Origin of the sequence: Micromonospora humi (genome assembly GCF_900090105.1) — a bacterium.
Classification (GTDB): domain Bacteria; phylum Actinomycetota; class Actinomycetes; order Mycobacteriales; family Micromonosporaceae; genus Micromonospora; species Micromonospora humi.
Genome location: NZ_FMDM01000023.1, coordinates 15,117 through 36,162 on the forward strand (window position 1 = coordinate 15,117; position 21,046 = coordinate 36,162).

Annotated in this window: 22 protein-coding genes; 8 read left to right on the plus strand and 14 right to left on the minus strand. The window is 73.5% G+C overall.

What is annotated here, in order from left to right; genetic code table 11:
- Positions 1-124: 124 nt before the first annotated feature.
- The 5 genes from GA0070213_RS29275 (at position 125) to GA0070213_RS29300 (ending at position 5,402) form a co-directional block, all read left to right on the plus strand.
- On the plus strand, positions 125-2,980 hold the full coding sequence (locus GA0070213_RS29275; RefSeq protein ID WP_091071780.1) for an aconitate hydratase: 2,856 nt from the start codon (positions 125-127) through the stop codon (positions 2,978-2,980).
- A 346-nt stretch (positions 2,981-3,326) separates the two neighbouring features.
- Positions 3,327-3,818, plus strand: coding sequence for a DUF5753 domain-containing protein (locus GA0070213_RS32390; protein WP_425412875.1), 492 nt, complete (start codon positions 3,327-3,329; stop codon positions 3,816-3,818).
- On the plus strand, positions 3,809-3,994 hold the full coding sequence (locus tag GA0070213_RS29290) for a DUF397 domain-containing protein (RefSeq protein WP_091071783.1): 186 nt from the start codon (positions 3,809-3,811) through the stop codon (positions 3,992-3,994). The genes GA0070213_RS32390 and GA0070213_RS29290 overlap by 10 nt, the downstream gene beginning before the upstream one ends.
- Positions 3,995-4,160: 166 nt before the next feature.
- Positions 4,161-5,114, plus strand: coding sequence for a trypsin-like serine peptidase (locus tag GA0070213_RS29295; protein WP_245716609.1), 954 nt, complete (start codon positions 4,161-4,163; stop codon positions 5,112-5,114).
- A 75-nt stretch (positions 5,115-5,189) separates the two neighbouring features.
- Positions 5,190-5,402, plus strand: coding sequence for a hypothetical protein (locus GA0070213_RS29300; protein ID WP_091071789.1), 213 nt, complete (start codon positions 5,190-5,192; stop codon positions 5,400-5,402).
- A 24-nt stretch (positions 5,403-5,426) separates the two neighbouring features.
- Here the strand turns inward: GA0070213_RS29300 and GA0070213_RS29305 are convergent, their stop codons facing one another.
- Both GA0070213_RS29305 and GA0070213_RS29310 read right to left on the minus strand, forming a co-directional pair.
- A complete protein-coding gene (locus GA0070213_RS29305; RefSeq protein ID WP_091071791.1) occupies positions 5,427-6,173 on the minus strand; it encodes a hypothetical protein in 747 nt (248 codons plus the stop codon).
- Positions 6,174-6,207: 34 nt separating this feature from the next.
- The gene (locus GA0070213_RS29310; protein ID WP_091071795.1) at positions 6,208-6,609 is read right to left on the minus strand and encodes an SRPBCC family protein; all 402 of its coding nucleotides are present in this window, start codon (positions 6,607-6,609) and stop codon (positions 6,208-6,210) included.
- A gap of 86 nt (positions 6,610-6,695) precedes the next feature.
- Between GA0070213_RS29310 and GA0070213_RS29315 the strand changes: the two genes are divergently transcribed.
- Positions 6,696-7,472, plus strand: a complete 777-nt coding sequence (locus GA0070213_RS29315; protein ID WP_091071799.1) for a hypothetical protein — start codon at positions 6,696-6,698, stop codon at positions 7,470-7,472.
- 10 nt (positions 7,473-7,482) lie between these two features.
- Here GA0070213_RS29315 and GA0070213_RS29320 read toward each other — a convergent pair whose 3' ends face one another.
- A complete protein-coding gene (locus tag GA0070213_RS29320; protein ID WP_091071802.1) occupies positions 7,483-8,214 on the minus strand; it encodes an SDR family oxidoreductase in 732 nt (243 codons plus the stop codon).
- Between the two features lie 93 nt (positions 8,215-8,307).
- Between GA0070213_RS29320 and GA0070213_RS29325 the strand changes: the two genes are divergently transcribed.
- A complete protein-coding gene (locus GA0070213_RS29325) occupies positions 8,308-9,156 on the plus strand; it encodes a LysR family transcriptional regulator (RefSeq protein WP_091071805.1) in 849 nt (282 codons plus the stop codon).
- 202 nt (positions 9,157-9,358) lie between these two features.
- Here the strand turns inward: GA0070213_RS29325 and GA0070213_RS29330 are convergent, their stop codons facing one another.
- From GA0070213_RS29330 to GA0070213_RS29365, 8 genes are all read right to left on the minus strand, one after another.
- On the minus strand, positions 9,359-9,841 hold the full coding sequence (locus tag GA0070213_RS29330) for a GNAT family N-acetyltransferase (protein ID WP_091071930.1): 483 nt from the start codon (positions 9,839-9,841) through the stop codon (positions 9,359-9,361).
- Entirely contained in the window at positions 9,834-10,442 is a 609-nt protein-coding gene (locus tag GA0070213_RS29335) for a GTP-binding protein (RefSeq protein ID WP_091071806.1), read from the minus strand. Before GA0070213_RS29335 ends, GA0070213_RS29330 begins: the two co-directional genes overlap by 8 nt.
- The gene (locus tag GA0070213_RS29340; RefSeq protein WP_091071809.1) at positions 10,423-10,812 is read right to left on the minus strand and encodes a DUF742 domain-containing protein; all 390 of its coding nucleotides are present in this window, start codon (positions 10,810-10,812) and stop codon (positions 10,423-10,425) included. Before GA0070213_RS29340 ends, GA0070213_RS29335 begins: the two co-directional genes overlap by 20 nt.
- Positions 10,809-11,234 (minus strand): roadblock/LC7 domain-containing protein, encoded by a 426-nt coding sequence (locus tag GA0070213_RS29345; RefSeq protein WP_091071811.1) that lies wholly within the window; start codon positions 11,232-11,234, stop codon positions 10,809-10,811. Before GA0070213_RS29345 ends, GA0070213_RS29340 begins: the two co-directional genes overlap by 4 nt.
- Before the next feature lie 66 nt (positions 11,235-11,300).
- Positions 11,301-13,736: a sensor histidine kinase gene (locus GA0070213_RS29350; RefSeq protein WP_091071813.1), complete on the minus strand. Its 2,436-nt coding sequence runs from the start codon at positions 13,734-13,736 to the stop codon at positions 11,301-11,303.
- An 80-nt stretch (positions 13,737-13,816) separates the two neighbouring features.
- A complete protein-coding gene (locus GA0070213_RS29355) occupies positions 13,817-15,370 on the minus strand; it encodes a prenyltransferase/squalene oxidase repeat-containing protein (protein WP_091071816.1) in 1,554 nt (517 codons plus the stop codon).
- Positions 15,367-16,242: a terpene synthase family protein gene (locus GA0070213_RS29360; protein ID WP_091071818.1), complete on the minus strand. Its 876-nt coding sequence runs from the start codon at positions 16,240-16,242 to the stop codon at positions 15,367-15,369. The genes GA0070213_RS29355 and GA0070213_RS29360 overlap by 4 nt, the downstream gene beginning before the upstream one ends.
- Positions 16,239-17,576: a cytochrome P450 gene (locus tag GA0070213_RS29365; protein WP_175441554.1), complete on the minus strand. Its 1,338-nt coding sequence runs from the start codon at positions 17,574-17,576 to the stop codon at positions 16,239-16,241. Before GA0070213_RS29365 ends, GA0070213_RS29360 begins: the two co-directional genes overlap by 4 nt.
- A 343-nt stretch (positions 17,577-17,919) precedes the next feature.
- Between GA0070213_RS29365 and GA0070213_RS29370 the strand changes: the two genes are divergently transcribed.
- Complete coding sequence (locus GA0070213_RS29370) at positions 17,920-18,168, plus strand: DUF2630 family protein (RefSeq protein ID WP_091071822.1); 249 nt, start codon at positions 17,920-17,922, stop codon at positions 18,166-18,168.
- Positions 18,169-18,340: 172 nt separating this feature from the next.
- Here GA0070213_RS29370 and GA0070213_RS29375 read toward each other — a convergent pair whose 3' ends face one another.
- The 3 genes from GA0070213_RS29375 to GA0070213_RS29385 form a co-directional block, all read right to left on the minus strand.
- Positions 18,341-19,267: a serine protein kinase RIO gene (locus tag GA0070213_RS29375; protein WP_091071824.1), complete on the minus strand. Its 927-nt coding sequence runs from the start codon at positions 19,265-19,267 to the stop codon at positions 18,341-18,343.
- Positions 19,268-19,431: 164 nt separating this feature from the next.
- Positions 19,432-20,076 (minus strand): HAD family hydrolase, encoded by a 645-nt coding sequence (locus GA0070213_RS29380; RefSeq protein WP_091071826.1) that lies wholly within the window; start codon positions 20,074-20,076, stop codon positions 19,432-19,434.
- A 59-nt stretch (positions 20,077-20,135) separates the two neighbouring features.
- Positions 20,136-20,978 carry a carbon-nitrogen hydrolase family protein gene (locus GA0070213_RS29385; protein WP_091071829.1) on the minus strand — a complete coding sequence of 281 codons (843 nt, stop codon included), beginning with the start codon at positions 20,976-20,978 and terminating at the stop codon, positions 20,136-20,138.
- Positions 20,979-21,046: the final 68 nt, after the last annotated feature.

The following is a 21,046-nucleotide window of genomic DNA, read 5'->3' on the forward strand; positions in this document are numbered from 1 at the left end:
AGGTTGCGCGAATAGCAAGACGGACGTACGGTTTTGTAGAGACCGACGCAGGTAAGTGTCGCCTAAGCACGGCGGCGCACCGGTCGGTGCGACAAACTGCTCAGGACTACTCACGGTCGCTGGTGTGAAGGAGTACGACGTGGCGAGCCTCGACACCTTCGGTGCGAAGACCCAGCTACGCGTCGGAGACGCGAGCTACGAGATTTTCAGGATCGGCCAGGTGGAGGGGCACGACCGACTGCCCTACAGCCTGAAGATCCTGCTGGAGAACCTGCTGCGGACCGAGGACGGCGCGAACATCACCGCCGACCACATCCGGCAGCTCGGCGCGTGGGACCCCACCGCCGACCCGAGCGTGGAGATCCAGTTCACCCCGGCCCGGGTGCTGATGCAGGACTTCACCGGCGTGCCCTGCGTCGTCGACCTGGCCACCATGCGCGAGGCCGTCCGCGACCTCGGCGGCGACGCCACCAAGGTGAACCCGCTCGCCCCGGCCGAGCTGGTCATCGACCACTCGGTCATCGCCGACCTGTTCGGCCGCGAGGACGCGTTCGAGCGCAACGTCGAGCTGGAGTACGAGCGCAACAAGGAGCGCTACCAGTTCCTGCGCTGGGGCCAGAGCGCCTTCAACGAGTTCAAGGTCGTCCCGCCGGGCACCGGCATCGTGCACCAGGTCAACATCGAGTACCTGGCCCGCACCATCATGGAGCGCAACGGCCAGGCCTACCCGGACACCGTCGTCGGCACCGACTCGCACACCACCATGGTCAACGGCCTGGGCGTGCTCGGCTGGGGCGTCGGCGGCATCGAGGCCGAGGCTGCGATGCTCGGCCAGCCGGTCAGCATGCTGATCCCCCGCGTCGTCGGCTTCAAGCTGTCCGGTGAGATGCCGGCCGGCACCACCGCCACCGACCTGGTGCTGACCATCACCGAGATGCTGCGCAAGCACGGGGTGGTCGGCAAGTTCGTCGAGTTCTACGGCCCGGGCGTGAGCGCGGTGCCGCTGGCGAACCGCGCCACCATCGGCAACATGTCCCCGGAGTACGGCTCCACCGTGGCGATCTTCCCGATCGACGGCGAGACCGTGCGCTACCTGGAGCTGACCGGGCGCGACCCGCAGCAGGTCGCGCTGGTCGAGGCGTACGCCAAGGAGCAGGGCCTCTGGCACGACCCGAACCACGAGCCGCAGTACTCGGAGCGCCTGGAGCTGGACCTCGGCACCATCGAGCCGTCGCTGGCCGGCCCGAAGCGCCCGCAGGACCGGGTGCCGCTGGGCAGCGCCAAGACGCTGTTCCGCTCGGCGCTGACCGACTACGTCGCGGCCGACGAGACCGGCGGCGACCCGGGCCGCAAGCCGGGCGTGCCGCAGCAGCAGAAGCCGTTCGGCACCGACGGCCCGGCCGACGAGGCCAGCGCCGAGTCCTTCCCGGCCAGCGACGCGCCGGCCAACGGGGTGAACGACCCGGCGGACGCGCCGCGCGACCTGGAGACCGCGGCCGTGGGCGCGGGCGGCCGGGCCACCAACCCGGTCCGGGTGACCGGCGCCGACGGCGTCGAGTACGAGCTGGACCACGGTGCCGTGGTGATCGCCGCGATCACCTCCTGCACCAACACCTCCAACCCGCAGGTGATGATCGGCGCGGCGCTGCTGGCCCGCAACGCGGTGGAGAAGGGCCTGGCCCGCAAGCCGTGGGTGAAGACCACCCTCGCCCCGGGCTCGAAGGTCGTCATGGACTACTACGACCGGTCCGGCCTCACGCCCTACCTGGAGAAGCTCGGCTTCAACCTGGTCGGCTACGGCTGCACCACCTGCATCGGCAACTCCGGCCCGCTGCCGGAGGAGGTCTCCGCCGCCGTCAACGAGGGCGACCTGGCCGTCGTCTCGGTGCTGTCGGGCAACCGCAACTTCGAGGGCCGGATCAACCCGGACGTCAAGATGAACTACCTGGCGTCCCCGCCGCTGGTGGTCGCGTACGCGCTCGCCGGCACCATGGACATCGACCTGGCGAACGAGCCGATCGGCGAGGACGCCCAGGGCAACCCGGTGTTCCTGCGGGAGATCTGGCCGAACACCGCGGAGATCCAGGACGTCATCGCCTCGGCGATCGGCGCCACCGGCTTCAGCGCCGCGTACGCCGACGTGTTCGCCGGCGACGAGCGTTGGCAGTCGCTGCCGACCCCGACCGGTGACACGTTCTCCTGGGCCGGCGACTCCACCTACGTGCGCAAGCCCCCGTACTTCGAGGGCATGCAGCAGGAGCCGACCCCGGTGCAGGACATCGCCGGCGCGCGGGTGCTGGCGAAGCTGGGCGACTCGGTGACCACCGACCACATCTCGCCGGCCGGTTCGATCAAGGCGGACTCCCCCGCCGGCACCTACCTGGCCGAGCACGGCGTGGCCCGGCACGAGTTCAACTCGTACGGCTCCCGCCGGGGCAACCACGAGGTGATGATCCGGGGCACGTTCGCCAACATCCGGCTGCGCAACCAGCTCGTCCCGGGTGTCGAGGGCGGCTTTACGGTCAACCACCTGACCGGCGAGCAGTCCTCGATCTACGACGCCTCGATGGCCTACCAGGAGGCGGGCGTCCCGCTGGTCATCCTGGCCGGCAAGGAGTACGGCTCGGGCTCGTCGCGCGACTGGGCGGCCAAGGGCACCATGCTGCTGGGCGTGAAGGCGGTCGTCGCCGAGTCGTACGAGCGGATCCACCGGTCGAACCTGATCGGCATGGGCGTCCTGCCGCTGCAGTTCCCGGTGGACACCACCGCGGAGTCGCTGGGGCTGACCGGCACGGAGACGTTCTCGATCAGCGGGGTGACCGCGCTGAACGACGGCGACACCCCGCGCACGGTGAAGGTCACCACCGACACCGGAGTGGAGTTCGACGCGGTGGTCCGCATCGACACCCCCGGTGAGGCGGACTACTACCGGCACGGCGGCATCCTCCAGTACGTGCTGCGCCGGATGATCGCCAGCTGAGGTTTTTGTTAGGCGGGGGCCCTTATTAACACACGTGTGTTAATAAGGGCCCCCGCCTTGCATCTCAGCGGAGGCGGAGGGCGACGGCGCGCGCCTCGGCGTCGGTGAGCGGCAGGAACCACAGGAACCGCCGCACGATCTCGACCGGGTCCGGGCCGTCGGGCCGCCCGCGCAGGTCGCGGTTGGCCTGCCGGGTGATCCGGGAGAACTCGGGGATCAGCGTGGCGCGGCGGGCCGCGTCGGTGGGCGTGGCCCGCAGCGTCGCCGCCGCGAGCCGGTCTGGTTCCGCCCGTGGGTCGACATCGAGCGCGAGGCGGTCGCGCTGCGCACGTTCGAGCTGGCCTGGGTGCCGGGCCTGTTGCAGACCGAGGCGTACGCCCGGGCCACGTTCCTCGGCCAGCCGCTCACCGACGAGGAGGTCACCGACCTGGTCACCGCCCGGCTGGACCGGCAGGGCATCCTGGACCGCCGCCGCGGGCCGCTGTTCGTCGCGGTGCTCGACGAGCAGGTGCTGCGCCGCGCCGCCGCCGGCGACCGGGCGCTGATGGCCGCGCAGGTGGCTCACCTCGTGGCCTCCGCCGAGCTGCCGAACGTGCAGCTCCACGTCGTCCCCGCCGACACGCCCACCTATCCAGGGCTGGACGGCGCGTTCGTCATCGCCGAGCTGCGCGACGGCACCCGGGGGGGCACATGTGGACAGTCAGGCGCAGGCGCAGATCATCGAGCAGCCCTCGGAAATTGCTACCTGGAGCGTCGGTGGGAACGCATCCGGGGCGAGGCACTGCCCCGCGCGCGAACCCTGGAACTGTTGAGGGAAGTTGCGGCGGCATGGACCTGAGCGGCGCCCGGTGGCACAAGAGCACCCGCAGCGGCGGCAACGGCGGCGACCGCGTCGAGGTCGCCGGCAACCGGCTCGGCGTGGCCGGCGTCCGCGACTCGAAGGACCCGGCCGGCCCGATGCTGACCTTCACGCCGGCCGCGTGGACCCGGTTCGTGGCGTCGACCCGACGCTGAACCGACGACGGCCGATCGCCCATCCGACATGGCATTTTGTCGACGCACATGATTCGTTGACTGCCCTCTTCACCGTCGATACGTTTCCGATATCGCGACGAGCAACGGGGCGCTCCAGTTTTCGATCCGGAAATCGAACGCTGGGAAGGAATTCATGAAAACGTCGATGAGACTTCTGGCTCTGCCGGCCCTGATCCTGCCGGTGATTCTCGCCGGCACTCCGGCGCAGGCCACAGACGGCACCACCACCGGCACGGCCGCACCGACCACGGTCACCTCGATCGAACGTCAAGCGGGGTCGTCCTCGCAGGCCAAGGCCTACTGGACGGCCGCCCGGATGGCGGCGGCGACGCCGGCCGACGAGGTGGAGAAGTCCGCCGGCCCGGTCACCCAGACGCCGGCGCCGGAGCGGGTGCGGCGCTTCGCGGAGGCGGTGGCGCCGAAGGACGGCAGCGGTTTCGGTGCGCAACTGAACGAGTCGATCACGGTGGGGAAGATCTTCTACACCAGTTCCACCGACGGCCTCGGTCACTACTGCTCCGCGAGCGTGGTGAACAGCCCGGCGCGCAACATGGTCTTCACGGCCGCGCACTGCGTGCACGACGGGCCGGGCCGGACGTGGCACACCGCGAACTGGATGTTCGTCCCGTCGTACCGCAACGGCGCCCAGCCGTACGGCACCTGGGACTGGTCCACGCTCGCGGTCCCGACCGGCTGGATCAACACCCGCGAGCGGCAGTACGACGTCGCTGTCGCGCTGGTCTACGGAAGCCGGTCGGTCGTGGACGCGGTGGGTGCCAACGGGCTGCTCACCGGCGGTGGCCGCGCGTACCACTACGACATCTTCGGCTACCCGAGCAACAAGGACAGCGGCGAGGTCCAGTGGGTCTGCTCGGGCACGTCGCGGGACGCGGGCAGCAACCGGATCGAGATGGACTGCGGCTTCGGCGGCGGGTCGAGCGGTGGTCCGTGGTATTACAGCTACGACAACACCAACAGGCGTGGTGACGTGCACGGGGTGATGAGCTACTCCAGCGGCTCGAACACGAACGGGTCTCCGTACTTCTCCGCCGCGGTGGTGGGGACGCTCTACAACACGTACGCGAACCAGACCTGGTGAACGACGGTCTGCCTGGTGTGCCCGTCGGCGCACCAGGCGGACCGGCACGCTACCCACCCGCTTCCGGGAGGCGACATGTCACACCCCGTACTGCTCGGCGCGGCGGCCGGCGCTGCGGTGCTGGCCGTGGCCGCGGCCGCGGCCGTCGTGATCATCGCGACGCGCGACACCGAATCGGCGCGTTCCGTGCCCGGCCCGGTGGTCGCGACGCACAATCCGAGCCCCGGCGCCACCGACCCGTCCGCCTACTGGACGAGGGAACGAATGCGGGACGCGATCGGCGACTGACCGGCCGTCGCGCCGGCGGGAGAGTCAGTCCGGGTAGGAGTCGTCGATGACCATCTCCCGGATCTCGATGATGCCGGGCCAGTACCGGGAGACCGGGTCGTCGCCGCGACGCAGCCACAGCGTCGTGCCGTCGGCGGCCGTCGCGGTCTCGATCACGTGGTCGGCGTCCGCCTCGATCCGGCCGGTCTCGACCGGGCCCAGGCCGAGCCTCTCCGCCTCCGCCCGCAGGTCGCCGCGGGCGAGGTACGACAGCGCGGCCCGGCCCGGATCCACGCCCACCGCCGCGGGCTCGACGCGGGCCAGCCACGGCGTCAACGCCTCCGCCGTCCCCACGATCGTGGCCGCCGGGACGACGACGAAGAGCCGGGCCACGACGTCGGCATCGGCCGGCGCGATCTCCAGGGCACGGTCGGGGGTGAGGCCGGTGCCGTGGGTCGCGCCCTCCCAGCCCATCTCCTGGTCCGCCCGGTCGACCACCAGGCGGGTGGCCGGCGGGTCGGACGGGGGGCCCAGGGTCTCCGCGTAGCGGACGTTCGGCGAGTAGCCAAGGTCCTGCTCCTGCCAGCCGAAGCGCCGCAGCAGCGGCTGCGCCAGGTCGCGCATGGCGCGTTCCTCGTTCACCGCGACCCGCCAGCCCGACAGCAGCAGATCGGCGCGTTCGACGTCGACGTCCATCCCGTCGGCGCCGACCTCGTCGGCGAGCGGAGCGTACCGGCGCAGCGTCTCGGCGGCGCTCGCGTCGCCACGCTCCAGCCTGAGCATCGACTGCATCAGGAACGGCTGCCTGTTCTTCCTTCCCACCGCCCTAGTCCGTCGACTCCAGCACGGCCTTCAGCCGGGCGAGGTCGCTCTCGACCAGCGCGGTGTCCCGTTCGAACTCCGCGTCGCTCATGCCGCGGGCCCGACGCAGGCTGAACACCACCTCGGTGCCGTCGCCGTCGGCGATGGCGCGCAGTGGCACGTACACCGTCTCGCCGGACGGTGTGCGCACCTCGTGGTCGAGCACGCCGTAGTCGTTGGGCGGCGCGAACGTCAGCCCGGCCCGACCCGCGGGCGTGTCCACGAACCAGGCGCCGCCCTCGCGCGTCACCGAGCCACCGAGGCCGGGCGCCCAGCGGGGCAGGTTGGCCGGGTCGGACGCGAACGCGTAGACCGCCGCGACCGGGCGGTCGATGTGCACGCTCAGATGCCGCGTCTCCGTACCCATGCCGCCGATGATCGCACGCCCGTCGGACCGCCGCGCCCGCGTGCCCGCGGCGTTCCGGCCGGTACCCGCCGGTAGCGTGAACCGGTGTGGGACTGGACGCGTACGTGTCCTGCCGGTGCTGGCAGGACGGCCTCGCCACGCCGTGCCCGGTCGGCCCGGTCGGCCACGACGAGGACGGCCACCTGACCCTGGTCCAGCCCGGCGAGTACGACGCGACGGCCGAGAACGCCTTCTACGCCTGGCTCGCCGGAGACGCCTGCCCGCACCCGCACATGGAGCTGGTGAGCGAGGGCGTGGCCAACTGGACCGGCGTACGGCTGTTCCAGCAGGCGCTGCGCGCGGCCGGCGAGGAACGGTTCCCGACGCTGGCCGCCGCCCTGCCGGACCGCAACGACGGCGGCTTCCCGGCCGAGCAGGCGGCGGCGGTGCTGGCCGAGCTGGACGCGTTCCGGGCGAGCGCGGTCGCGGACGAGGTGGCGCTCGTCGACGAGGCGACCGGGCAGGTGGTGATGCAGTACGTCGAGGCCTGCCGCGGGGTGTTCATGTACGGTCCGGGCTGGCACGCCGGCGTGGACCCGGACGGATTCTTCGTCGCCGGCGACGCCGACCCACCGGTGACGCTGTTCCGCGCCGCCCGGTTCACCCAGCGGACGCTGCCCGACGGCCGGGTCGAACTCGCCGCCGGCGGGACCCGGACCGTCGTGGCGATGAGACCGGTGGGCCAGCATCGGTCGCCGCCGCCCGAGCGGCTCGCGGTGCGTACCCGGAGCCGGTCGGCCGACGACTACGCCTACCTCGTCGAGCCGCTGCGCCGGCTCTGCGCCGCGTCGCTGGCCACCGGGAATCCGGTCGTGTGGTGCTGACCGGAAGCGGTCACCACGGCACCACGCCGGCGTCCTCGAAGAACCCGCCGGTCGGCCCGTCGTCGGGCAGCGTCGCCAGCCGGATCGCGATCGCCGCACCCTGCTGCGGCGTCCGCACCCCACGGAAGCCGTTCAGGTCGGTCGCGGTGAAGCCGGGGCAGCCGGCGTTGACCAGGATGTTCGTGTCGCCCAACGCCCGGGCGTACTGGATGGTCACCGCGTTGAGCATCGACTTCGACGGGGCGTAGGCCACCGACAGCGGCCCGGTCTGACCCTCGCCGGCGGAGGCGCTCTGCCGGGTGAGGGAGCCGACCCCGCTGGACATGTTGACGATCCGGGGCGCCGTCGAGCGGCGCAGCAGCGGCAGCATCGCCTCGATGAGGCGGACGACGCCGATCACGTTGACCTCGACCGCCGCCCGCACGGTCGCCACGTCGGCGCCGCCGGGCTGCTGCGGCATCCCGCCGGTGACGCCCGCGTTGTTCACCAGCACGTCGAGGCCGCCGGCCTGGTCGGCGAGCAGGCGGGCGGCGGCGGTCACGCTCGCGTCGTCGGTCACGTCCAGGGGTACGCCGAACGCGTCCACGCCGTCCGCGCGCAGCTTCGCCACGGCCGCCTCCCGGCGTTGCTCGTCCCGCGCGCCGACGCCCACCCGCCAGCCGAGCGCGCCGAGGCCGGCCGCGATCTCGTACCCGATTCCCTTGTTCGCGCCGGTCACCAGCGCGGTTCTGCGTTCGCTCATGCGGTCGATCGTGTCCGCGCCACCGGCGGCCGGCCAACACCGTCTCGGTAGCGGCCGATACCCGCCGGGTATCACCCGGGGTACGGTGGCCGGATGGAGACGCGGGAGCTGCGCTACTTCGTCGCGGTCGCCGAGGAGCTGCACTTCGGGCGCGCCGCGCGCCGCCTCGGCATCGCCCAGCCACCGCTGTCGCGGGCGATCCGGCAACTCGAACGGCGGCTGGGGGCGACGCTGCTGGACCGCGACAGCCGGTCCGTGACGTTGACCGCGGCGGGCGCGGTGCTGCTGCGGGAGGGTCGGGCCGCGCTGGACGCGGTGGCCGCCGCCGAGCGTCGCACCCGCCGCGCCGCGTCCGCCGGGAGCGGCGAGCCGGGCCTGGTGCTGGCCACCAAGGCCGGCGCGTCCAGCGAGCTGTTGCCGAAGCTGCTCGACGCGTACGCGGCCGAACCCGACGCGGTCGCCGTGGAGGTGCTGCTGTGCGGCATCGGGGAGCAGGAACGGCTGCTGCGCGACGGGCGGGCCGACGTGGCGCTGCTGCACCTGCCGTTCGACTCGACGGCCGGGCTCGACACCGAGGAACTGGTGACGGAGCAGCAGGTGGTGGTGCTGCCGGCAGGGCATCCGTTGGCCGCCCGGACGCACCTGAGCACGGCCGACGTCGAGTCGTTGCCCGATCTGCCGCTGCCGCGCTGGCCGCGCCCGGACGGCACGTACGCCGACGGGTCGGGCCCGGAGGTCCGCCAGCACGCCCAACTGTTCCAGCTCATCGCGCTCGGCCGGGCGGCGGCGGTGCTGCCCGAGTCGTGCCGGACGCTCCTGAGCCCAGGCCTGGTCGCGGTGCCGGTGCCGGACGCGCCGGCGGTGACCACGGTGATCGCGTGGCCGCCGCACAGCCGCTCCCGGGCCCTGGCCGGCTTGGTCCGCACCGCCACCCGCCTCTGACGACGCCGCCCGCCGCCCGGGTCGATGTGCTGGGCGAGCAGCCACGCCGGGCGACTCGGGCGTGTCGAGGCCGGAAGCATTCGTCCGTCTGGAGAGGTATGACTCAGAGGCACAAATATGTCTCTGAGTCATACCGCAGAAAGGTGGGTTACTTCCTGGCGCGGTAGCGCTCGGTCACCGCTCCTCGGCACCGCAGAACAACCTAGGGCAGCAGGTCCTTACGCATCTGCTGGGTGACCACCCGGTAGCCGGACGTGCGGTAGAGCGTCGCGGCCGCCTCGTTGGCACCGAACACGTTGAGTTCCAGCGCCCGGGCGCCCCGCTCCCTGGCCACCCGCTCCCCCGCCGCCAGCAGCGCCCGCCCCAGGCCCTGACCACGCCGGTCGGCGAGCACCTCGATGTCCTGGATGAAGGCACAGTCGGGCAGGCCGCGGGGATGGGTCAGGCTGATCCAGATCCGGCCGACCGGGGTGCCGTCGGGAAGCACGCCGACGAGGATGAGTTGACCGGGAGTGGCCATACCGTCGGGCAGCTGGGCGGCGATGGCCGCCCGCGCCCGTTCGACACCCTCCTCGGCGGTCCAGTTGCCCGCCGCGACATGTTCCCGCGCGTACTCGACGGCCAGCTCGTGCTGCCAACTGTCGAACTCCGCCGCGGACATCGCCCGGACCGTCAGGTCAGTCACCGGCGGCCCGTCGTCGCGCCTCACGCAGCTTCATGGCGTGCTCCAGCAGCGTGATCAGCACCTCCTTGGCGGACTCGCGCTGGCGCGCGTCGCAGAGCACCACCGGCACGCCCGGGTCCAGGTCGAGCGCCGCCTGCACCTCGTCGAGCCGGAACGTCCGGGCGCCCTCGAAGCAGTTCACCGCCACCACGAACGGCGTGCCCCGCCCCTCGAAGTAGTCGATCGACGGGAAGCAGTCGGCCAACCGGCGCGTGTCGGCCAGCACCACCGCGCCGAGCGCGCCGAGCGCCAGCTCGTCCCAGACGAACCAGAACCGGTCCTGCCCGGGCGTGCCGAACAGGTAGAGCACCAGGTCGTCGCTGATGGTGATCCGGCCGAAGTCCATCGCCACGGTGGTGGTCGACTTCTCCTCCACCCCGGACAGGTCGTCGATGCCGATCCCGGTCTCGGTCAGCACCTCCTCGGTGCGCAGCGGCCGGGTCTCGCTGACCGCGCCGACCATGGTGGTCTTGCCGACGCCGAAACCGCCGGCGATCAGGATCTTGATCGCGGTGGGCAGCGGCGCCGCTCCCGCCGGCCGCTCAGAGCGCCCGTAGTCCATTGATTACCGCCTCGAAAACGTGCTCGTCGGGAAGGCCGGCGGGGGTGGCGCGCGGCTCGCGTACCTGCACCAGGCTGCGGGCGGCCAGGTCTCCGAGGAGAACCCGGACGGTGCCCACGGGCAGGTCGAGATGGGCGGCGATCTCGGCCACGGACTGGATCCGCTGGCAGAGGCCGACGATCGCCACGTGCTCCGGGCCGAGCCCGGACTCCGACCCCACCTCGTTCCGCGTCGCGGTCACCAGGGAGATCAGGTCGAACGTGCCGGTCACCGGGCGCGCCCGGCCCCCGGTCACCGCGTACGGGCGAACCACCGGGCCCGCGTGGTCGTCCACCCACTCCTGCTCCGTGGGATCCCCCGGGCGGGTCATCGCGCCGCGTTCTCGCCGAGGGGCTGTTCCCGGGTCGGTGACGCGACGAACCGGCCGACCCGGGTGACGAGCATGGCCATCTCGTAGGCGATCAGGCCGACGTCCGCCTCCTCCGACGCCAGCACCGCCAGGCAGGCGTTGCGGCCGGCCGCGGTGACGAAGAGGAACGAGGACTGCATCTCGATGATGGTCTGCTGCACCTGACCACCGCCGAACCGCTTGCCGGCGCCGCGGGCGAGGCTCTGGATGCCCGCCGCCATCGCCGCCAGGTGCTCGCCGTCGTCCCGGCTCAATCCGCGGGACGAGGCCATCAGCAGTCCGTCGGTGGAGAGCGCCACGGCGTGTTCCGCCTGCTTGACCCGGCCGACCAGGTCATCCAGCAGCCACGCAAGATCCGCGCTCGAAGCCGTCTTCTGCGCCACTCGTCGTCCTCTTCTCCCCGGCTGGTGTGCCGTTCTCGTCCCGGTTCCGTCGGCGTCGACGCCCGGTCAGGTGGCCTGCTCGTTCTCGTCGTCCGGCCCGCCGCCGGCCCCGTGCGCCCCGCCGAGCAACCGTGCCGCGTCGGTGCGGCCGCGTCGGGTTCCGCTCTGGTAGGAGCTCATCATCCGGCGCACCTGCTCCGGCGCGCGCGCCGCGTCCTCCGCCCCGTCGGTGTCCGCATCGGACTGCTCGTGCCGCAGCTCCGGGTTCAGACTGGCCTGGCGCACCCGGACCGGCAACCCCGAGTCGGTCACCGGCGGGGTCGCGTCGGTCGCCGCCGGTGCGGCGCGGGTCTCGACCATGGCCAGCTCCGCGGTCGGCCCGGCCACCGCCGGCTGCCGTTTGCGGGTACGCGCCGGCAGCCCGGACGGGGTCAGCCGGGGCGCCACCGGCTCCGGCTCGACCTCCGGCGTACCGGAGTCGGCCGGGACGGGCGCGGCGGTGTCGCCGTCCTCGACCGGCCCGAGCGCGGCGGTCTCGTCCCCGGAGCGGGCCGGCGGCTCCGCCGGCTCGCCGACCGGCGCCGGCGCGGCGGTCACCTCGCGGGTGCCGCCGACGCCACCGGCGTCCTCGCTGATCAGCTCGCGCGGGATCAGCACCACCGCCGTGGTCCCGCCGTACGCGGACTCCCGGAGCTGCACCTTCACGCCGTGCCGCTCGGTGAGCCGGCTGACCACGAACAGGCCGAGGCGGGCCGCGTCGGCGAGGTTCAGCTCGGACCGGTCGACGATGCGCGCGTTCGCGGCTGCCAGCTCGTCGCCGCTCATGCCGAGGCCCCGGTCCTCGATCTCGATGGCGAAGCCGTTGGCGACGAGCTGCCCGCGCACCTCCACGGTGGTCTGCGGCGGCGAGAAGGACAGGCCGTTCTCGATCAGCTCGGCCAGCAGGTGGATCACGTCGCCGACGGCGCGCCCGGTCAACGACACCGCGCCCAGCGGCCGGACGGTCACCCGGGTGTAGTCCTCCACCTCGGCGACCGCGCCGCGCACCACGTCGACCATCGGCACGCTGCGCCGCCAGGCGCGGCCCGGGGTCGAGCCGGAGAGCACGATCAGGTTCTCCGCGTTGCGCCGCATCCGGGTGGCCAGGTGGTCGACCCGGAACAGGTCCTCCAGCTCCTCGGCGTCGTGCTCCCGGCGTTCCATCGCGTCGAGCAGGGTCAGCTGGCGGTGCACCAGGGCCTGGGTGCGCCGGGCCAGGCTGAGGAACACGTCGCGGACGCTGCGTCGCAGCTCGGCCTGCTCGACGGCGGTGCGGACGGCGGTCTCCTGCACCACGTTGAAGGCCTTGCCGACCTGGCCGATCTCGTCGTCGCCGAACTGCAGCGGCGGCGCCTCCCGGCCGACGTCCACCTCCTCGCCCCGGCCGAGCCGCTCCACCACGCTGGGCAGTCGCTCGTTGGCCAGCCGGAACGCCGCTTCGCGCAGCCGCTCCAACTGCCGGACCAGCGCCCGGGCCGTGGTGATCGAGACGATCACGGACGCGACGACCGCGATCAGGCCGAGGCCGGCGGCGAGCACCAGCCGGACGATGACGCCGACGGCGACCGGGGTGGCCCGGGACACGATGTCCTCACCACCGGCGAGGATCACCCCACGCAGGTCGGCCATCGCCCGGTCGGCGGCGGCCCGCCAGGCGTCGGCGGTGAGTGGCGGGCGCACGTCCTCGCCCTTGGCCGCGAGCACCCGGTCCTGCAGGGTGCGCAGCTGCCCGAACGCCTCCCCCTCGACCATCTGCTGGTAGCGGGCCCGGTCGGTCGGGGCCAGCTCACGGGCGGTGCGGTCGGCGAGGAACCACTGCGCGCCGACCAGCCGGGCGAACGCGGTCTGCTCGGCGACGGTCAGCCGGTTGGCCGCGACCGCGCCGGTGAGCAGGGCGTCCTGTTGGGACAGCAGCTCACGGGAGCGGTTCAGGTCGATCAGCGCGGCGGTGTCCCGGGCGATCTGGTCGTCGTCGAGGCCGCCGAGGGCGTCGAAGACCGCGAAGATCCCGTCGACCGCCTCGTCGTAGGCGGCCAGCGTGGCGGTGCGGTCGATGGTCTTCCGGCCGACCTCGTCACGGACCTGGGTGAGCTGGCCGAGTTCGGTCTTCAGCTCGGCGAGCCGCTGCTCCAGCTCGTCGCTGGCCGGGACCTCGGTGCGCCAGTCCTGCACCGAGTCCCAGAGCGTGGTGGCCGCGGAGTCGGTGCGCCCGCGCTGGGCCTGCAACTCCTGCAACTGCGCCGGGTCGGACTCGCCCAGGTAGCGCAGCGAGAGGCGACGTTCGTTCTGCAGCTCCAGCAGCAGCGGGTCGCTCGGCTCGAAGACCCGCGCGTTGAGCGCCTGCACGCCGAGCAGGTTGAACCCGTCGCGCACGGTCACCCAGGCGGCGAAGCCCCAGAGCGCGATCAGCGACGCCAGCAGGGCGATGATCTTCGTACGGAGATTCGTACTGCGGGAACCCATCACACCGTCCTGGCCCGGTCTTCGGTCGGCTCGAAATCCGATCGACTCCGGCGCACGCTAGCAGCCGTCGTGAACTCCATTCAAGCGATCCTGATCATGGTGGGTGCCGGGTACGTCGATGCCCGGCCGGCCCGGCCCGAGGCGGCCAGCACCGCCGCGCGCACGATCAGCGTCGGTCGGTAGAGGTCCTTGTCGTGCCAGAGCGCCGGGCCGTCGTCGCCTCCGTCCAGCTCGGACAGGCGAGCGCGCCCCCGGGCGAGTGCCGCGGCGATCCGCGCGTCCCCCGCGCGGCCGGCGCCGGCCAGGGCGAGCACCGCGTACGCGGTCTCCTCGGCGGTGCCCTGCCAGCGCCCCCAGGAGCCGTCCGGTCGCTGCGTGTCCAACAGCCAGCCGACGCCCCGCTCCACGGCGGCCCGGGCCGCGCCGTCGGGCGCGTGGTCGGCCAGGGCGAGCAGCACCGCGTACGTCGCGTAGTAGGCCGAGGCGTGCCAGCGGTCGTCCCACCGCCCGTCCGGCTCCTGCCGGGCGACCAGCCACTCGGTCACCCGCCGCCGGGCCGCCGTGACGCCCGGGCGGCTGGGGTGCTCCCCGAGCGCGTCGAGCACGTGCGCGTTGGTGGTCAGCGACGCCCCGTCCTCCCCCGGCCAGGTGCAGAAGTGCCGCCCGGTGTCGTACCCGGCGAGCGGGCCGACGCCGAGCGACCGGCCCAGCCGGGCCAGCACGTAGAGCGTGACCGCCGTGGTGTCGGCGTCGGCCGGCAGGCCGGGCGCGGTGGCCGCGCCGGACGCGCCGACCGCGGCGCGCAGCCCGGTCAGCACCGCCTCGGGCACCCGCACCGGCACGCCGGCCCGGATCAGCACGGCGAGCACCCAGGCCCGCTCGAAGACGGTGATCGGGGTGGCGCAGGGCACCGGGCCGGAACGGGCGACGGCGCGCAGGTAGTCCAGGGCGGCGCCGGGTTCGGGCCGGCCGAGCCAGGCGGCCGTGGCGGCCGGTGAGGCGCCCACCGACCCGATCGCCGAGGGACGCACACCCGCCGCCCGGTGGGCCAGCTCGCCGGTCACCTCCAGCGCGTGCGCCAGCTTCTCCGGGACGGGGCGGCCGGCGGCCAGCAGGCCGCGTACCCGGGTCAGCCGGGCCGGGTCGAGACCGGCCGGCAGCGGCAGGCGGGGCCGGTCCGCCCACCCGGCCGGCCCGGGCGGCGGACCCCCCGGCCCGGTGAGGTGCCGGTCGACGGCGGTGAGCAGCGCCGGCACGATCAGGTCGGTGGCCGGCAGGTCGGGTGGCGGGTCGCCACGCAGCGCGCCGGCCAGGAACGCCAGGCCCCGGTGCGCGGCGGCGGCCGGCGCCGCGGCCGGCCCGTCCCGGTGCAGCACGGCCAGCAGGGCCTCGACGGCGCTCAGCGTCGGCACCAGCGCGTAGCCACCGGGACCGCCCCAGCCGCCGTCCGCGCGCTGCCGGTCGAGCAGCCAGGCCAGGCGCGCGTCGTGGCCGGGCAGCCACGGCGCCAGCGTGACCAACCGGCCGGTCTCGTAGACCGACGGGGAACTCTGCCCGGCCGGGTCGTGGGCGAGCCCGTCGACCAGCTCGCGCGCCGGTCCGGTCCGGATCACGGGCTGCGCGGTGAGACTCACCGGACGCCCCAGAAGTCGGTGTGCCGGTAGAACCCGGTGGTGTAGCCGAGTTGCCGGGACAGGAAGTCGGCCTCCCGGGGTACCTCGCCGGCCAGCTCCGCCAGCAGCACCCGGCAACTGTCGACCTGCTCCGCGAACCGCTGCTCGATCTCCGCCGGGTCGTCCACCAGCAGCAACGCGTTGAGGTCGCCCGACTCCACGTCCCGGCGGTGGGTGCCGAGGTCGTTGACCAACCGCAGGGCCCGCTGCACCTCGTCGCCGACCTCGATCAGCCGGTCCAGCGTGGCGACGTCACGCACCGATCCGGTGTGGATCCAGTGGGCCACGTTGACCACGGTGGCGGCGAGGTTGTCCGCGTTGGCGAGGTATTCGGCGAGCGTCGGGCGCCCGGTGCCGCGCCACGTCCACTCGCGGGCCATCGCGTCCAGCGTGCGTGCCATCGTGGCCCGCCACTGCCCGCGCAACGCGTGGTAGCCGGGGGCCGCCGCGACGTCGTCGCGCAGCTCGACGAGGAACCGGCCCAGCGGGTCGTCGGCGCCGGCGCCGTCGAGCACGTCCAGGCAGGTGCCGGCGATCCGGTCGACCTCGGCCCGACTGGTCGCCTGGTGGTCGACCAGCCAGTCGACCGCGAAGCCCCACAGCACCGCCCGGTTGGTGACGGCCAGCTCCGCGGCCGTGTGCCAGGGGGCGCTGAACGCCATGGCCGAGGCGATGCTGCTGAACAGCGTCGCGTCGAACGGCTCGCCGGGGAACAGCTCCGGGTGGGCCGCGGCGGCCTTCCGCAGGGCCCGCTGGCCGTGCGCGGCGAGCGCGCAGACGCGGCCCTGTTCCGCGGCCGCGGCGATCGGGTCCGCCGGGGGTACGCCGGTCACGCCGACTCCGCCCGGCCGGCGGCGAGCAGCGTCAGCTCGACGCGTTCGCGTGGCCGCAGCGCCGCGGCCAGGCGCAGCCCGGGCACGTCGGTGCGGCGCAGCCGGAAGCGGTAGCGACCGAGCATGGTGGCGAGGATGAGCTGGGCCTCCAGATAGAACAGATTCATGCCGAGGCACTGGTGCGGGCCACCGCCGAACGGGAAGTGGGCGTACCGGTGGCGGGCCCGGACCCGCTCGGGCCGGAACCGCTCCGGGTCGAACTCGTCGGGGCGGTCCCAGAACTGACCCATCCGCTGGGTGATCAGCGGGCTGACCGCCATGGTGGCCCCGGGCTCGATCGGCACGCCGTCGATGACGTCCTCGGCGACCGCGCGGCGCGGGATGATCCAGCCGATCGGGTAGAGCCGCAGCAGTTCGTCGAGGACCATCCGGGTGTAGGTGAGCCGACCGAGGTGCTCACGGCGGACCGGCTCGCCGCCCACCACCTCGTCGATCTCGGCGTAGAGCCGCTCGGCGACCTCCGGGTGCTGGTGCAGGTGCGGCCAGGCCCAGGTGAGCACGTTGATGGTGGTCTCGGTGGTGGCGGCGAACATGGCCACGGTGTCGTTGCGGACCTGCCGCTCGTCGAGCTGCCGGCCGTCGTCGGTGCGGGCCCGCCAGAGGGTGGAGATGACGTCGTCGCCGGAGTCGGCGTCGTCGCGGGTCTGCCGGACGATCGGCACCAGCACGTCGTCCACGACGCGTACCGCGCGGCGGAACGTGCGGTCGCCCGGCATGGGCAGCGACAGCGGCGCGAACGGCACCACGATCCGCGGGATGACGGCGGTGGCGATGCGGTCCTGGGCGTCGATCACGCGCATCGCGTCCGGCACCGAGATCCGGTCGGCGAAGAGCACCTTCATGATCGCCCGGCTGACGATGCGGGCCTGTTCGACGCCGATGTCGACCGGCCGGCCGGCGCGATACGGCTCGTCCAGCTCGTCGACGGCGTCGGAGATGGCGACGGCCATGCCGTCGACGAGCGCCTCGACCCGCTTGGCGGTGAACATCGGCTGGAGCATCCGGCGGCTGGCCGACCAGATCTGCCCCTCGCCGAGGATCCCCTCGCCGAACAGCCGCTTGACCGGACGCCAGAACAACCCGTCGCCGGCGCGCTCGTAGTTGTCCGCCCGGTCGCGCAGCACGTGCTGCACGTGCCGGGGGTGGGTGACCAGGTACGGGCGGAACGAGCCGAGGTTGAGCCGGACGAGGTCGCCACCGGTGCGGTTGCCGATGTCGATCAGCGCGCGGGCCGGGTCGCGCAGGACGGCCGGTAGGACCTGTCGCAGCGGCACGGTGCGCGGCCGCCCCGTGGTTCGGGACGGGCCGGACGAATCGACCACCTGAACGCTCCCTCGGGTTGACTGAGGGTCGTTACCCCGTCTCGACCCGTGAACGTTGCTCGCGAGCATGCCATCCTGAGCGGTGAATCAAAAGACGGCTCGGAGGATATTTCACTTAACAACAATCTCTTTGTCGAGAATGGAGCCGGTGGGATATGCGTCACGCCGCAAGCCTTCCGGCGCAAGGCGGGGCCCCCGCTTAACGCTTTCGGTATAGGCGGGGCCCCCTGTTAACACGCGCCTCGCGGGCGTGGGAACGCGGGCGCGGGGACGTCCGCTGTGCCAAGCTTCGGGCATGGACGACAAGACCATCCTGAGCCGGATCTCGGAACTCGTCGACGAGGAGCACCGGCTGCGCGCCGGCGCCCAGGAGCACGAGGCCGGCACCGACGACGAGGCGCGTGAGCGGCTGCGGCACCTGGAGGAGTCCCTGGACCAGTGCTGGGACCTGCTCCGCCGCCGACGGGCGGCCCGGCAGGCGCACGGCGACCCGGATGCCCAGGGCGAGCGCCCGGTGCCGGAGGTCGAGCGCTACCTCCAGTGACCCGGCGGCCGGGCGGCGCGACCGACCCGCCCGGCCGGCTCGGCACCAGCGCGGCCCCCGACCACGCTGGCCGGCGGGCCCGACACCGGGCCGCCTGGCAGGCCCGACACCGGCGCGGCAGCGGCACCCCCGCGTCCCGGGCGGGACCGCTCCCGCCCGGGACGGCCGCGGTTCAGCGGATCCCCGCCTCCCGCGCCAGCGTCTCGGTCAGCGCCACCGGATCGGTGGCGGAGGCCGGCAGCCCTCGGGCGGTGAACCAGGCGGCCACCACCCGCACGTCGCGGGCCAGGAACTCGCCGCCCTGCGGGTTGGCCACCACGTCCACCACCTGCGGCAGGTCGATCATGACCAGCCGGCCGGCGTGCACCAGGAGGTTGTACGGGGACAGATCGCCGTGGGCGTACCCGGCGCGGGCCAGCACCACCAGCGCGTCGACCATCTGCTCCCACAGGTCGCGCAGTTCGGCGTCGCTGGGCCGGACCTGGGCCAGCCGGGGCGCGGCCTCGCCCGCGTCGGCGTCGCCGACGAACTCCAGCATCAGCTCGGTGCCGAGCAGCTGCACGGGATAGGGCACGGAGATCCGCCCGGAGGCGGCCCCGATCTCCCAGAGCCGGGACAGCGCGGCGAACTCGGCCGCCGCCCACTGCCCGGCGATCATCTGCCGGCCGAACGCGGTGCGGCCGGTCATCGCCCGCATCTCCCGCGAGCGGCGGACGCGGCGGCCCTCCAGGTAGCCGGCGTCGCGGTGGAAGAGCCGGTGGTCGGCGTCCCGGTACCGCTTGGCCGCGAGCAGGCAGCGGCGGTCGGTGTCCGGCACGGCGCGGCGGACCAGGTGGACGTCCGCCTCCTTGCCGGTCTTCAGCACGCCCAGCTCGGTGTCCCGGGCGGCCAGCTCGGTGACCAGCCAGTCCGGGTGCGGCTCGGGGCCGTGGACGGCCTGGTCCCAGGAGGACCAGCGGTCCTCCGTGTCGGGTTCGGCGTCCGGGTCGGGGAGGGTCGGCCGGGGCCGCCCCCGCTTCAGGAAGTGGGGTTGATCGTCGTCGAAGCGGCTCTTGCCGCGGCCACGGCGCTGCGGCGCCGGGAGGTCGTGATCGCGCACGGGTGGATCTGTCCTTCGATCGAGGCTGGTGGAGGCAGGCGGAACGACCCTGCAAAGACGGCCATGACCGACCTCCTCTCCTCGACCGGGCGACCCCCGGCTGCGCCCTCGCGCGGCACCATGCTGGCCGGGCCGGACCGGGCGGGTCAACCGGTTTTCCCCGCTCAGCCCGCCAGCACGGCGGCCACGGCCGGGATCACCCCGTCCTCGACCCGGGTCGGCGCGAACCGGGGGTCCGACCAGCGGCGTCCCCGGTGCAGCCAGACGCTGGGCAGGCCGACCGCGGTGGCGCCGCCGATGTCCGCCTCCGGGCTGTCGCCGACCACCCACGCGCCGCGCAGCGGCATCCGGGCCCGTTGGGCGGCGAGCGCGAAGATCCGCGGGTTGGGCTTGCTGACCCCGGCCTCCTCGGAGATCACCCAGTCGGCGACGTACCGGTCCAGGCCGGTGCTGCGGATCTTGGTGTCCTGCTGGCGCGCGGCGCCGTTGGTGACCACGACCGGCACCCAGCCGGCGTCGGCGGCGATCCGCAGCGCGCACGCCACCAACGGGTCGAGCCGCATGTGCGCCACCACGCCGTCGTGCAGCTCGTCGACCAGGTCGATCGAGGGGATGCGCAGGCCGTAGCGGTCGCGGATGGCGTCGGCCACGTCCCAGCGATTGGTCAGCCCGTCGGCGTCGACGGAGACGAGCCAGTCGAGGTCGCCCGCGGGCGCGCCGACGCTCTCCAGGAAGCGTGCTCCCCAGGCGCGAAACGGCCCGTCGCGGTCCAGGAGGGTGTCGTCCAGAGCGAGCAGGAGCAACGGCACCTGAGCACCCTACGGGAACGGCCGGAGCACCGGCAGGGCCGAGGGTCCCACAGTCACGCTCAGGCGACCAGCGTGGCGCGGGCGGACCCGGCGTCCGGCAGCCGGTCGAGCAGCATGGTGTGCGCCGCGCGGGTGTCCGCCAGGACATCCGGGTGCAGCGTCGCCACCAGCACGTCCTCGCCGGTGTCCGCGCCCCGCGCGAGGGGCCGGCCCTCCGGGTCGTAGACCGCCGCGCCACCGTTGAACCGCCACGGGTCCGCTCCGCCGACCGCGTTGGCGAAGACCACGAACATCGTGTTGTCCAGCGCGCGGGCCGCGTAGTAGAGGTCGCGGCGGTGCGCCGAGCCGGCCAGGTAGCCGCTGGGGCAGAGGTAGCCGTGCGCGCCGTCGGCCGCCGCGGCCCGGCCGTGCTCGGGGAAGCAGCCGTCGTAGCAGATGCCGAGGCCGAACCGCCACGTGTCGACCACCAGCGTGGCACCCCGCCGGCCGGCGTCGAACAGCTCGCGCTCGCCGCTCCAGAGCTGCTGCTTGTCGTACCCGGCGGTGATCGTGCCGGCCGGGTCCACGACCAGCGACGAGATGGTGCGTCGCCGGTCGGGGTGGCGGACCGCCGCGCCGATCAGCACGGCAGCTCCGGTGTCCCGGGCGGCGGCGCGCAGCGGGTCGAGTCTCGGGTCGTCGACCCGCCCGTCCGGGTCGGCGGCGACGTCCGTCCCGCCGGGGTCGGCGCCCAGCGTCGGCGGGTGGTACGCCGGCAGGAACAGCTCGGGCAGCACCACCACGCGGGCGCCGGCGGCGCGGCCGACCAGGCGGGCGGCGGCGGAGGCGTTGCCGGCGACGTCGCCGGGCGTCGGGCAGGCCTGGACGGCGGCGACGGTCAGCGGGGCGGTGGGGAGGGACACGACCGGGATCGTAGCGAACGGTTCTCGCAAGCCGTACGTACGGTTTGCATCGGCCCTGCTCACCTGCG

Coding starts and splice junctions, on each gene's coding strand:
- GA0070213_RS29290 (WP_091071783.1), top strand. CDS start 3,809: ATGGACCTGAGCGGCGCCCGGTGGCACAAGAGCACCCGCAGCGGCGGC.
- GA0070213_RS29295 (WP_245716609.1), top strand. CDS start 4,161: ATGAGACTTCTGGCTCTGCCGGCCCTGATCCTGCCGGTGATTCTCGCC.
- GA0070213_RS29300 (WP_091071789.1), top strand. CDS start 5,190: ATGTCACACCCCGTACTGCTCGGCGCGGCGGCCGGCGCTGCGGTGCTG.
- GA0070213_RS29305 (WP_091071791.1), bottom strand. CDS start 6,173: ATGCAGTCGATGCTCAGGCTGGAGCGTGGCGACGCGAGCGCCGCCGAG.
- GA0070213_RS29310 (WP_091071795.1), bottom strand. CDS start 6,609: ATGGGTACGGAGACGCGGCATCTGAGCGTGCACATCGACCGCCCGGTC.
- GA0070213_RS29320 (WP_091071802.1), bottom strand. CDS start 8,214: ATGAGCGAACGCAGAACCGCGCTGGTGACCGGCGCGAACAAGGGAATC.
- GA0070213_RS29325 (WP_091071805.1), top strand. CDS start 8,308: ATGGAGACGCGGGAGCTGCGCTACTTCGTCGCGGTCGCCGAGGAGCTG.
- GA0070213_RS29335 (WP_091071806.1), bottom strand. CDS start 10,442: ATGGACTACGGGCGCTCTGAGCGGCCGGCGGGAGCGGCGCCGCTGCCC.
- GA0070213_RS29340 (WP_091071809.1), bottom strand. CDS start 10,812: ATGACCCGCCCGGGGGATCCCACGGAGCAGGAGTGGGTGGACGACCAC.
- GA0070213_RS29350 (WP_091071813.1), bottom strand. CDS start 13,736: ATGGGTTCCCGCAGTACGAATCTCCGTACGAAGATCATCGCCCTGCTG.
- GA0070213_RS29370 (WP_091071822.1), top strand. CDS start 17,920: ATGGACGACAAGACCATCCTGAGCCGGATCTCGGAACTCGTCGACGAG.